Below are 12,571 nucleotides of genomic sequence, written 5' to 3' on the forward strand. Positions count from 1 at the left end.
TTCACTTGCCAAGGACAATCTTTCCCATGGATCATCAACGGTTAAACTTAGGTTTATTATAGGAATAAAGGCAAAAAAAATGAAAATGGAATATCTTTTTCCTTCAATAAAAACTTGTTTAGGAATCCTTCAAAATTCAATTTCCCTGTATATGATCCTTGATCAAAGAAATCCGCCGGTAATTATTTTGGCAACGGAAAAATCAATCCTCCATCCATCAAACCATTACCCCCCTTGTATCAAAAGAATATTTTACCTGAATGATTTGGATTTATTTAATATCTAGAAAACAAAATTTGTCCCTATGAAAAAAAGAATACTAACCCAAATGGGCTTTCTGAGTTTGTTGATACTGCTGATGTTCCCCTTTCAACCGCCGTTGTTTGCCCAGAAGGTGGACATGGATCAGTTCAAATCCATGAAAGCCAGAAGTGTGGGGCCTGCTGCCATGAGCGGTAGGATCACAGCCATAGATGCGGTTGATGAAAATCCTCAAATTATTTATGCCGGTTCAGCGTCCGGTGGGCTATGGAAATCCACATCCGGAGGAATCACCTGGACTCCGATATTTGATGAAGAAAAAGTACATTCTATCGGCGCAATTTCCATTTATCAAAAAAACCCAAACATCATTTGGGTAGGAACAGGAGAAGGAAATCCAAGAAACTCACTCAACATGGGTCTTGGTGTATACCGTTCCATGGATGCCGGTCAAACTTGGCAGTCAATGGGCTTGGAAAAGACCAAAGCCATCCACAGAATCATCGTGCATCCTGATGATCCCAATACAGTATACGTCGGTGCCATCGGTTCTCCCTGGGGAGAGCAAGAGGACCGTGGCGTATACAAAACTACTGATGGAGGTAAAATCTGGAAAAAAATACTTTACATCGATGCCAAAACAGGTGTAGGTGAAATGATCATGGATCCTAACAACCCCAACAAGATTTTTGTCAATATGTGGGAACACAGAAGGTATCCTTGGTTTTTCAAATCCGGAGGTCCCAGTTCTGGACTTCATGTAACCATAGACGGAGGGGAAACATGGAAAGAACTGGATGATAAAAACGGATTGCCTAAAGGTGATCTTGGAAGGATGGGATTGGCCATGTCCCAGGCAAACAGCCAAAAGGTATATGCATTGATCGAATCTTCCAAAAATGCATTGTATGTATCTGAGGATGGAGGAAGTAATTTCAAGTTAGTCAACGACAAACCTGAAATTGGAGACAGGCCTTTCTATTATTTTGAAATCCATGCAGATCCAAAAAATGCTGACAGAATATATACGCTTTATTCAAGAGTCGGAATGAGCGAGGATGGCGGACGTTCCTTTACCCAAATGCTTTCTTATGAGGGTGTTCATCCGGATCACCACGCTTGGTATATCAATCCCAATGATCCAAAATTGATGATCGACGGGAATGACGGAGGATTGAATATCACCCGGGATGGAGGAAAAACCTGGTATTTTGCCGAAAATATCCCGGTAGGACAATGGTACCATATCAATGTTGACAATGAAGTTCCATATAATATTTATGGTGGCCTTCAAGACAATGGGAGCTGGGTTGGCCCTTCATATGTATGGAGAAGAGATGGGATCAGAAACACTTACTGGCAAGAAATCATGTTTGGCGATGGATTCGATGTAGTACCAGATCCTGCTGATTCCAGATATGGATACGCCATGTCCCAAGGAGGAAATGTAGGACGATATGACAAAGAAACAGGGCATACAAGAACCGTCAGACCGACCCATCCTGACAAGGATGTCTTTTTGAGATTCAACTGGAATGCTGCCATCGCACAGGATCCATACAGTCAGACTACGATTTATTATGGAAGTCAGTTTTTGCATAAAAGTACAGACCGTGGTGAGACCTGGGAGATTATCTCCCCTGATTTGACCACCAATGATCCTGAAAAACAAAAGCAACAAGAAACTGGAGGTTTGACCTTTGATGTAACCGGCGCGGAAAATCATACCACCATCATTGCCATCGCTCCAAGCCCGGTGGATCCAAATGTGATATGGGTTGGTACAGATGACGGAAATGTACAGGTAACCAAAGACGGTGGAAAAACCTGGACCAATACCTCCGCTAAGTTGACGGGACTTCCCAAAGCAAGTTGGATTCCACAAATTCAGGCATCCAAATACGATGCAGGTGAAGCTTGGATCATTGCAAACAACTACCGGAACAATGACTTTTCTGCCTATGCATACAGAACCAAAAACTATGGAGGTACTTATGAAAGGATAGCAGATGATACCAAAGTTTGGGGCTATACTCTATCAATAGTCCAGGATCCGGTAGAACCAAACCTGGTTTTCTTGGGAACTGAATACGGACTTTATGTGAGTTTTGACAATGCCAAAACCTGGAATAAATGGAGGCATGGTTATCCAAATGCTGTTTCTACCTATGATATAGTCATTCAGGAAAGAGAAGCAGACTTGGTGATCGGAACCTTTGGAAGGTCAATTTATGTCCTTGATGATATCAGACCTTTAAGGGAATTTGCGAAAAATATGGGAAAAACCCCTACAAATAAGCTTACCGCTATCTCCTCACCTGATGCCTACCAAGCAGAAATCCATCAACCTCATGGGGAAAGATTTCCTGCTGATGGTAAATATGCAGCTGAAAACAGGGATTTTGGCGGAAGGTTGAGTTTTATTCTCAATGATCCCGGCAAAGAAAAACTTGATTCAGTAGTAGTATCTATTTTCAATGAACAAGGTGAACAGATCCGAACAATCAAGCGACTTCCAAATCAAGGAGTAAATAGGGTTTCTTGGAATCTTGACAGAAAGTCCTCAGTTGAAACACCTTCATTTGGTGGCGGTGGCGGAGGCCAAGGTGGTAGGTCCCGTGGATTCTATGAAGCCAGTGGCGGCGATGCATTACCCGGCAAATATAAAATAGTATTCAAATATGGAGAAGACACGGCCGAAACTTCTATCATGGTGTATTCAGACCCTAGAATCCAACCAAACTTGGCGGACCTGAAAGCAAGAGAGGAATTTATCAAACAGACCGAGGCCCTTACTGGAGAGGTCATGAAAGCAACCAGACAATTGGATGATGTCAAAAAAACTATAGACAAGCTATTGGCTTATGCCAAAGATGTGGATAATGAGGAAGTGAAAGCTTTGGTCAAATTAGCCAATGAAACGAAAAAGAAAGTGGATTCTACAAGGGAAGAATTCTACGGACCAACAAGAGAAGGCCAGGGAATTGTGCGAAACCTTTATCCAAGCACCATGACAAGACTTTTTGCTCCAAGAAGTTATGCCAATTCTTCAAACTCTGCTCCTGGACCAACTGAAATGAGGTTATTGCAACAGGCTAAAGAAAGTGCAGAGTCCGCAATGAAAGTCTGGACTGATTTCTTCGAAAATGACTGGAAGCAATTTGAGGAAAAAGCAAAAGCCACTCAGATTGATATCTTCAAGGAAATCGAAAAAGTTGAGGTAAAGTAAAAGCAACTTATCCTTAAAACGAAAAACACCCGGCCAAATGGCCGGGTGTTTTTCGTTTATAGTCAAATGGGAAAATCATTTACCATAATGGTCCTGATAATATTTTTGGTAATTCCCCGAAGTCACATTATCAAGCCAAGTTTCATTCTCCAAATACCAATCTATGGTTTTGCTGATTCCTTCTTCAAACTGTAGACTTGGCTCCCATCCTAGCTCTTTTTGGATTTTGGAAGCGTCTATGGCATACCTCAGGTCATGTCCTGCGCGGTCTTTGACATAGGTGATTAGCTTTTCAGATGTCCCTATTTCCCTTCCGAGTTTTTCGTCCATCTTTTGACAGAGAAGTTTCACAATGTCAATATTCATCCATTCATTGAAACCCCCAATGTTATATGTTTCCCCGCTTTTTCCTTTGTGAAACACCATGTCAATGGCTCTTGCGTGGTCCACGACATACAACCAATCCCTGATGTTTTCACCTTTTCCATACACCGGGAGCGGTCGGTTATTTTTTATATTGTTGATACAAAGCGGAATCAGCTTTTCAGGAAATTGGTTTGGCCCGTAATTATTGGAACAGTTGGTAATGACGGTTTTTAATTTGTAAGTATTGCTGTAAGCCCTTACAAAATGATCCGAGGCTGCTTTTGAAGCTGAATAAGGAGATTGAGGATCGTAAGGTGTAGTTTCTGTAAAGAATCCTCCATGATCCAAGGATCCATAAACCTCATCTGTAGAGACATGGTAGAAAAGGTGGTTTTCCAGATCTTTCCAATATGACTTTGCGACATTCAGTAGATTGACGGTGCCGATGATATTTGTTTTGACAAATGCCAAAGGATCGGTAATAGACCTATCTACATGGGATTCTGCTGCCAAATGGATCACGTCTGTAATTTGATATTTTTCAAAAACAGAAGTCAAAGCCTCTACATCCAAAATATCGACTTTTTCAAAAGTGTAATTTGGAGCATTTTCGATTTGGCTTAGGTTTTCAAGGTTGCCTGCATAAGTCAGGCAATCCAGATTGATGATATGGTATTCGGGGTATTTTTGGACAAAAAGCTGAACAACATGACAGCCAATAAATCCCGCACCTCCTGTGATGAGGATGTTTTTTTTCATACTTGCGAATTGAAAAGATGGAAAATTGAAGAAGTAACAGTTTTTTACTCCAAAGCAATTTGACTATCAGCGAATTACTTGTAGCGGCTTATTTCCCGTAAGATTCTTTATACCAAGCTACAAATTTTGCAACGCCATCTTCTACAGAGGTCTGTGGCTGATATCCGGTATCACGCTTAAGATCGGTGACATCAGCATAGGTGGAAGGCACATCACCCGGCTGCAAAGGAAGCATGTTTTTGATGGCTTCTTTTCCCATGGCTTTCTCCAGAGCACCTATATAATCCATCAACTCCACGGGCTGGGAATTACCAATATTATACACCTTAAAAGGAGCATATGAAGATCCCGGATCAGGATCTTGGCCTGTCCATGCCGGATTTGGCTTTGCAGGTCGGTCAGCAACCCTGATGATTCCTTCCACTATGTCATCAATGTAAGTAAAATCCCTTTTCATTTTTCCATGATTGAAAACCTGAATCGGTTGGTCTTTTTCAATGGCTTGGATAAACAAAAACAAAGCCATATCGGGTCTGCCCCAAGGTCCGTAAACCGTAAAGAATCTCAGTCCTGTAGTCGGGATATTAAACAAGTGGCTATAGGTATGCGCCATCAGTTCATTTGACTTTTTGGTGGCGGCATAGAGGCTGACAGGATGGTCTATATTATCAGAAGTCGAAAAAGGCATCTTGGTATTGGCTCCATACACAGAACTTGAAGAGGCATATACCAAATGTTTTACAGGATAAGCCCTGCAAGCTTCAAGTATGTTCAAAAATGATTGAATGTTAGCGGTGATATAGGCATCAGGATTGGTCAGTGAATATCTTACTCCAGCTTGTGCAGCAAGATTGATGACTACATCAATTTTTTCCTTTTCAAAAATATCCATCAAAACAGCCTTATCTGCAAGGTCCATTTTATAAAATGAATATTCAGGATATTTAGAAGAGACTGCTTTCTTGTTATCAGAAACATTTCCCCTGTCGATTCCACATTCGGCAAGCCTTTGATACTTCAGGTTGACATCATAATAATCATTGATATTATCAACCCCTACTACAGACTCTCCCCTATTAAGAAGATACAATGCGACATGGAAGCCGATAAAACCTGCAGTACCTGTAACAAGATATTTCATTTCCTTTTGCTTAATTTAATTGCTAAAAAACGAATAAAATTTAAATTAATTTACCTAAGTCCTCTTTATTTCTAAGGATTTTTACTTTTGACAAATTTAATTTCCTTCGATTAAGTGCAAAGAATATTGATATTCCTTCAAAATCAACTGATGCATTTTCTTCCTCTGATACTTTTCCTCCACTTCAGCGTACAAATTATCTGCCAATTGCTGCATAAAATCACGCTTGACATAGGCAAATTCCAAAGCGTCTTTTAAAACCTCTTTGTTTTTAACAGGAAATACCAATCCTGTTTTTTTGTTGGTCACGATGTCGGTATTTCCGATAATATCCGAACAAATAATCGGAACCTGCATGGCACCGGCTTCCAAAAGCACATTGGGAAATCCTTCTCTGTGCGAAGGGTGAACCAAAACATCAGCCAATGCAAGGTAATGCGCGACATGATCTGTCCATTCGATTTGGACAATTCTTGGATGGTCTTTGATCTTTCGGACTATTTCCTCATCTATTGGATTGAGTTCCTGTTCAAAAGAACCGAGTAATACAAGCTTAGACCTTTCGGAAATTTTTGATTCCAAAAATGCAGTGACGAGTTCCTCGATGCCTTTATCTTTCACTAACCTCCCTACACTTAAAATGATAAAATCATTGTCTCCGGGCATAATTCTCATGGTAGCTGCCACAAGGTGATTTTCCTTCAATACACCGCGGTTAAAGTTATTTAAGTCTACGCCGTTGGAAGAACCAAATCCAATCACCTTCAATTTTTCCTGTCCAACCAATTCTTCCTCGACAATGAATTTTTTCAAAGAAGGCGAATTAGGCCATACTTGGGTAGCCCATGAGTAGGTGAGCTTTTCGATATTGACAAGAAGGCTCTTTTTCTGCTTTTCGGCCACCATATACGGCAAGCCGGCCACAGTATGAATCCTTGTTTTGACTCCTGCCATCTTTGCTGCCAACATCCCAAGCAATCCTGCTTTGGGTGTATGGGTGTGGACAATGTCAGGCTTTTCTTTTTTGATCAGATTATATAGCTGCCACAAGCAGCCAAGGTCATGAAAGGGGGTAATTTTTCGTGTAAAAGGAATCACAACATGCTGGCATCCTTCCTTTTTGACTACCTCATTTATTTCTTTGCCATCAGCACTGACCATCAATACCTCCCATCCGGCATCCTTCATGAACTTCATTTGTCCTGAAAGTAAAAGCTTTAATGAAATAGGTACTGTGGTGATTCGGATGATTTTTGACATTCAGTTTTTTGCGTTTAAAATGCCAAATATAACTTTTTATTGTTTTTAGTTCGGATTTAAATGTCAAAAAAAGCTACCAAGATTTTTACTTATTTCACTAAAGTTAACTTTCCTCCTCCTCAATCCCCATCCTCCAATTCAAAAATCAATTCCAATGGCGTCTGAAACACACGCCCTATTTTGAGCGCAAGGACAGTAGAAGGAACGTACTTTCCCGCTTCTATGGAATTGATCGTCTGCCGGGAAACACCGATCTTATCCGCAAGGTCCTGTTGGGTCATGTCTTTCTTGGCACGTTCTACTTTGACTGTGTTTTTCATATTGCCAAGTTTAAATCAAAGTGAGGGTTTCCTGTTGTCTATACATCACCCACCTGAACCTGATTATAAACACCAATTGGATCGAAAACATGTTGAATCCCATGAATTCGAGGTAACCTGTGCTGTAAAAAACCAAAGTTCCCAATACAGTGAGCAGTCCATAGATATAAAATGCGATCAGCAAGCTGTCCAACCTGAGCTTCTGAATGTATTCATCTTCTTGTTTTTCTTTAGAGAAAGCGACAAAAAATAAGGCTAGGAATGTTCCTACAATTGAAACTTCATTTGTAAAATTCTCATTACTCGGAGCAAAAATATCTCCGATCCTAAATCCCTCCCAAGTCAGCCATTCGATTTCGTAGTCATAAAAGCTATTCAATATCAATAGAATGGCCAAAGGGAAAAAGAGGATCCATCCTATCAACTGAAACTTATGGGGTAATAATATTTTCGTCAACATGGTCTTAAGGTTTTTAAAGTTCTTTAGATGCTTTCCATTTTTGGTATTCAAATGCTGCAAATACATAGCCGTTGAGAAGAAACAAGACCAATGGCGCTGAAAATATTTCTTGTCTAATATCTTCAAACCGAAGGTAATTGACCACCATGATAGCGACCAAGCCACACATCAACCAAAAAAAACCGGTCTGAAATGCCTGCAACCGAAAGGTCTTGACCATCTCATCCTCTATTTTTTCTTTGGTAAGGTTCAACAGCGTAAAACCCACCGCCCAACTTCCATAGATAATTTCGGCTGCATTGTCAGGACTCAATCCCAATTGCAACAAAGCCAAGACAATCACGATAACCACCGGCAATGGAAAAAAGAGAAACGACAAAGGCCTCCACTTCCTTTCCAACATCGGTACATACATTAAATCATCATTTTTCATAATTGTAAAGATATTTTTACCAAATGTAAAGTTTGTTTTACATATAGTCAAACAAATTTGATAAATATTTTTAAATGAAATTATTTAAATAGAAAAAAATCAAATAGGATATTTGCCGATCGTCTGTTTTAATTGAAAGGAAAACACCAAAAAAACACGTATTCCTAGTTACCTTTGATAATCAAACCTAAAACACCGAAAACACCACATGCTGAAAGATATCAGAATCGCAATCATCGGTTGCGGAAATCTCGGGACCTCCATCGCCAACGGCTTGCTGGAACAGGCTGATTTTTTGCCTCAAAACCTCCACGTCACCAAAAGAAACCCTGCCAACCTCCTTTATCTCCAAGACAAAGGTGTACGGGTTCATTCGGATAATTTGATCGCTGCCAAGGAATCGGACATTGTAATTCTTGGCGTGAAACCATATAATGTCTCGGCTATTTTGAAAGAAATCAAACCGGCACTTGACCCCAAAATACAGATTATTGTATCCGTCGCGACAGGTATCACTTTGGATGAAATATTTCAAGAAATAGACCCGAAGACGACTGCATTTAGGGCCATGCCCAATATCGCTGCCGATATCCGAGAATCCGTAACCTGCATCTGCGGAAGGAATATCACCGAATCGACTGAAACACAAGTGAAGGATTTATTCAACAGTGTCGGGTTCAGTATCACCATTGATGAAAGTCTGATGGAGGCGGCTACTGTCCTTGGTGCCTGTGGAATTGCTTATGTACTGAGATTTATGAGGGCGATGATTCAGGGAGGAATCCAAATTGGATTTGATGCCAAGACTGCAAGCAAAATTGTAAACCAAACAGTGAAAGGCGCCGCGGAATTAATGATCCAAAAAAACATCCATCCCGAAGAAGCCATCGACAAAGTCACTACGCCTAAAGGCTGCACCATCGTCGGATTAAATGAAATGGAGCACCAAGGTTTTTCTGCAGCCATGGTGCGGGGAGTGTTGGCTTCCTATGAAAAAATTGAAAAGAAATAATACTAAAATTCCCTGCCTCATATTTTAGAAGCAGGGAATTTGTTTTAAAAGCTGAGCACTCTCCTAGGTTTACTTTTTCAATAATACATCAGCAGGAGGTGCTTTCCTGTTTGCCCTGACATTGGGATGAACAAATGTGTAAAAGAACATCCTCAACTCATAATTATCTTTTGTAACAAAAACATTACTCATGCCATCAGTAATATCATTGATGGTTGCCATGTCCTGCTCTTCAAGCCAGTTTTGATCCAGACTTTTGAATATGGTATTTAAGGGTACAAAAGTCATATCATCTTTTTGGATCATTACTGGATTGGTAAATTTTCCTCCTTTTACTGTTGCTTTACCAAGATAGCACTCACTCTTTCCTTGGTGAATTACAGTTACGACTACATCATGCTGTCCATCTGTTACAGGATTCGCGCCTCTTTCGGTGAAGGCAATGTAATAATCAGTATAACAACCCTCTATTCCTTTTGCATGGAAACTGACATCTGTCTGCGCAAATGCATTGTGTAGGGATATTAAAAAGAGAAAAGCTAAGAGTCTGGATTTCATAGAAATTTTAGGGATTAGAGGATTTAAAAGAATATTAAATAAACAGGTACCTAAATTTGGTAAAAAATTCCAAATTCTTCAATTTCATCTACCAAATTTCCCTAATTGCTCAAGAGTAATTCTTCCTTCATAATAAGCTTTCCCGACAATAGCGCCATAAACTCCTATTTTTTGAAGTTCTTCCAAGTCTTTTACTCCGGCCACTCCCCCACTTGCAATCAATTTAATACTAGGAATTTCAGCCAATATATCCTGATATAATTCCACTGAGGGACCCTGTAATAATCCGTCTTTCGCCACATCAGTACAGATTACATATTGGATTCCTTTGGCATGATATGATTTGATAAACTCGATCAGGTCCATCGCTGTGGTTTCCTCCCAACCTGAGATTGCAATCTTCCGGTCCTTGGCATCTGCGCCCAAAATGATTTTTTCTCCCCCAAAATTTGCTATCCAAGATTCGAACATTGCAGGGTTTTTGACAGCGATGCTTCCACCTGTGACCTGATTTGCACCTGATTCAAATGCTTGATTAATATCATAATCGGACTGAATACCTCCACCGAAATCCACTTTGAGGGAAGTTCCCTCTGAAATACTTTTTAAAACTTCAAGGTTGATGATTTTTTTTGCCTTTGCGCCGTCCAGATCAACCAAATGAAGACGATCGATCCCGACTCCCTCAAATCGCTTTGCCATCTCCAAAGGACTATCATGGTATTCTTTTTTTTGGCTGTAATCTCCTTGGGTTAACCGGACGCACTTGCCTCCGATAATGTCAATGGCTGGGATGATTTTCATGGGGAAGTTGGGAAGTGGGAAGTAAGGATGTAAGGATGTAAGAAGTTAAAGGTAATAAGTCAGAAGTGGGAAGTTGGGAAGTGAGAAGTGGAAAGTTAGAGGCAAAAGGATAGAAATAGGTTAAAGGTTAAGGGTAAAAGTGTCAATTTTTCAATTTTCCAATCTTACAGTTTTTCAATTTTCAAATCTTTCAATTTTCAAATCCTCAAGAAATTCTCCAATATCCTTTCCCCGACTTTACCGCTTTTTTCGGGATGGGCCTGCATGGCGTAGAAATTATCCTTGTGCATCAATCCCGCAAAATCAAGTACATAATGGGTTTTGGCAATGGTAAAATCGCTCAATTCGCAGTAAAAGCTGTGTACATAATAGACAAAAGATTCGTCATTCAAACCCTCCAACAATGGGGTTTTCAAATCAGAAAGATTGTTCCAACCCACATGAGGGACTTTAAAGTCTACATAGCTTTCGGGTATAAACTTTTTGACTTTGACAGGAAATACCCCCAAACAAGTTGTGTCATTCTCCTCTGAATAGTCACAAAGCAGCTGCTGTCCAAGACAAACGCCAAAGAACGGTTGGGTAAGGTTTGGGATAAGTTTATCCAATTGCTTTTCCTTGAGGTAGCGCATGGCAGTACTTGCTTCTCCCTGTCCGGGAAAAATGACTTTGTCAGCCTTTGCTATTTCCTCGAGGTGGTCTGTTAGGACAGCCTCCGCCCCTAACCGCTCCAAAGCATAAAGGACGGACTGCACGTTGCCTGCATTGTACTTAATGACTGCTACTTTCATGTTGAGATGTGAGACATAAGATTTGAGATGTGAGACATCCCTAACCTGAGCCTAAATTTTAATTTTATTAGATTTATATTCTTGAGGAAAACACCAAAGAATTTACTCTGCGTTTAAAGTGACAAGGACTGGTTTTTTTCATTGATAGGCGAATTCTTAACTTCCACTGAATTAATTCCTATTACCTTCCTCCTCTTACCATTTTACTTATTTCGTCCTACTTTTCACTTCTTTCCAAAATCCAGAATTCATCATTCTTAATTTTTATTCATTTCTTCTGACACCATTTCCTCTAAGACTTCTTCAATCTCAGGCAATGATTCGAACAACTGCTCATAGCTTTCAATGATAAAGTATTTGTCCTGGAATTTATCCTTCCAATAAGGCGTATTCAAAATCTTTTTGACATCATACTCATAATGGGAGGGTACATCCGAAAGGCTGTATTTGGTTTCTCCCGCGGAACTCAAAATTCCTGCACCATAAATTTTGAGTTGGCCTTCTTCCCGGATCAATCCAAACTCAATCGTAAACCAATAGATCCTCGATAGCAATTCAATCGCCCATTTGTTATCAATATGCTTAAGTGCCAATCCGCTGAGATTTTCAAGAAAATCCACATAAGGCTGGTTTGTCAGCATCGGCATGTGCGCAAAGGCATCATGAAACATGTCGGGCTCTTCTAGGTAATCAAGCTGCTCCATTTTTCTCAACCATGTAGAAGAACAAAATCTTCTGTTATTCATCAGGCCGAAGAAAAGGTCATCGTCAATCAAGCCCGGAACTACCTGGATTTGCCAGCCTGTGGTGTAGGCCAGTCTCCTGTTTACGTCTTCAAAGTCAGCAATTTTGTCTGCAGTGAAGTTGATTTCTTTGATCCCTTCCAAATAGGCTTTGGAAGCTGCTTTTGGAAGATTGACTATCTGTCTTTCAAAAAGGATCCTCCATACTTCGAAATCCTCCTTTTTGTATGCTGCATAGTCCTGCTCCAACTTTTGCAATCTCGGGTCTGAAAAGACCCAATCTTTGGGTTTATTCATTATTCTATATTTGGGTTGTATATTCTAATTTTTTATCCGCATTAAATTAAAAGAAATTCAATCGATTAATTAGCGGATAAAATGTCCATAGTCAATAGACGACAGTCGACTGCCCGTGGTTATAAGATTCAAAACCT

General features: G+C 40.2%; 12 protein-coding genes. 2 read left to right on the forward strand and 10 right to left on the reverse strand.

Annotated features, from left to right (window positions below; genetic code table 11):
* The first annotated feature begins 328 nt into the window (after nucleotides 1–328).
* Nucleotides 329–3,490 carry a WD40/YVTN/BNR-like repeat-containing protein gene (locus NK987_RS02595; RefSeq protein ID WP_420841160.1) on the forward strand — a complete coding sequence of 1,054 codons (3,162 nt, stop codon included), beginning with the start codon at nucleotides 329–331 and terminating at the stop codon, nucleotides 3,488–3,490.
* Between the two features lie 75 nt (nucleotides 3,491–3,565).
* Here NK987_RS02595 and rfbB read toward each other — a convergent pair whose 3' ends face one another.
* From rfbB to NK987_RS02625, 6 genes are all read right to left on the reverse strand, one after another.
* Entirely contained in the window at nucleotides 3,566–4,615 is a 1,050-nt protein-coding gene (gene rfbB / locus NK987_RS02600; RefSeq protein ID WP_259262593.1) for a dTDP-glucose 4,6-dehydratase, read from the reverse strand.
* Between the two features lie 88 nt (nucleotides 4,616–4,703).
* Nucleotides 4,704–5,756 (reverse strand): NAD-dependent epimerase, encoded by a 1,053-nt coding sequence (locus NK987_RS02605; RefSeq protein WP_259262594.1) that lies wholly within the window; start codon nucleotides 5,754–5,756, stop codon nucleotides 4,704–4,706.
* A gap of 96 nt (nucleotides 5,757–5,852) precedes the next feature.
* Complete coding sequence (locus tag NK987_RS02610) at nucleotides 5,853–7,016, reverse strand: glycosyltransferase family 4 protein (protein ID WP_259262595.1); 1,164 nt, start codon at nucleotides 7,014–7,016, stop codon at nucleotides 5,853–5,855.
* Between the two features lie 119 nt (nucleotides 7,017–7,135).
* Complete coding sequence (locus NK987_RS02615) at nucleotides 7,136–7,336, reverse strand: helix-turn-helix transcriptional regulator (RefSeq protein WP_259262596.1); 201 nt, start codon at nucleotides 7,334–7,336, stop codon at nucleotides 7,136–7,138.
* A gap of 10 nt (nucleotides 7,337–7,346) precedes the next feature.
* On the reverse strand, nucleotides 7,347–7,796 hold the full coding sequence (locus NK987_RS02620; protein ID WP_259262597.1) for a hypothetical protein: 450 nt from the start codon (nucleotides 7,794–7,796) through the stop codon (nucleotides 7,347–7,349).
* 13 nt (nucleotides 7,797–7,809) lie between these two features.
* Nucleotides 7,810–8,229 (reverse strand): hypothetical protein, encoded by a 420-nt coding sequence (locus tag NK987_RS02625; protein ID WP_259262598.1) that lies wholly within the window; start codon nucleotides 8,227–8,229, stop codon nucleotides 7,810–7,812.
* Between the two features lie 208 nt (nucleotides 8,230–8,437).
* Between NK987_RS02625 and proC the strand changes: the two genes are divergently transcribed.
* The gene (proC, locus tag NK987_RS02630; RefSeq protein WP_259262599.1) at nucleotides 8,438–9,241 is read left to right on the forward strand and encodes a pyrroline-5-carboxylate reductase; all 804 of its coding nucleotides are present in this window, start codon (nucleotides 8,438–8,440) and stop codon (nucleotides 9,239–9,241) included.
* Nucleotides 9,242–9,310: 69 nt separating this feature from the next.
* On the opposite strand, the gene NK987_RS02635 is transcribed toward proC, so the two are convergent.
* From NK987_RS02635 to NK987_RS02650, 4 genes are all read right to left on the reverse strand, one after another.
* Nucleotides 9,311–9,799, reverse strand: coding sequence for a hypothetical protein (locus tag NK987_RS02635; protein WP_259262600.1), 489 nt, complete (start codon nucleotides 9,797–9,799; stop codon nucleotides 9,311–9,313).
* An 84-nt stretch (nucleotides 9,800–9,883) separates the two neighbouring features.
* Entirely contained in the window at nucleotides 9,884–10,603 is a 720-nt protein-coding gene (hisA, locus tag NK987_RS02640; protein ID WP_259262601.1) for a 1-(5-phosphoribosyl)-5-[(5-phosphoribosylamino)methylideneamino]imidazole-4-carboxamide isomerase, read from the reverse strand.
* Between the two features lie 197 nt (nucleotides 10,604–10,800).
* On the reverse strand, nucleotides 10,801–11,394 hold the full coding sequence (gene hisH, locus NK987_RS02645; RefSeq protein WP_338021186.1) for an imidazole glycerol phosphate synthase subunit HisH: 594 nt from the start codon (nucleotides 11,392–11,394) through the stop codon (nucleotides 10,801–10,803).
* A 257-nt stretch (nucleotides 11,395–11,651) separates the two neighbouring features.
* Nucleotides 11,652–12,434: a phenylalanine 4-monooxygenase gene (locus tag NK987_RS02650; RefSeq protein WP_275982487.1), complete on the reverse strand. Its 783-nt coding sequence runs from the start codon at nucleotides 12,432–12,434 to the stop codon at nucleotides 11,652–11,654.
* Nucleotides 12,435–12,571 lie beyond the last annotated feature (137 nt).

This window comes from Aquiflexum gelatinilyticum (genome assembly GCF_024813435.1).
Lineage (GTDB): Bacteria > Bacteroidota > Bacteroidia > Cytophagales > Cyclobacteriaceae > Cognataquiflexum > Cognataquiflexum gelatinilyticum.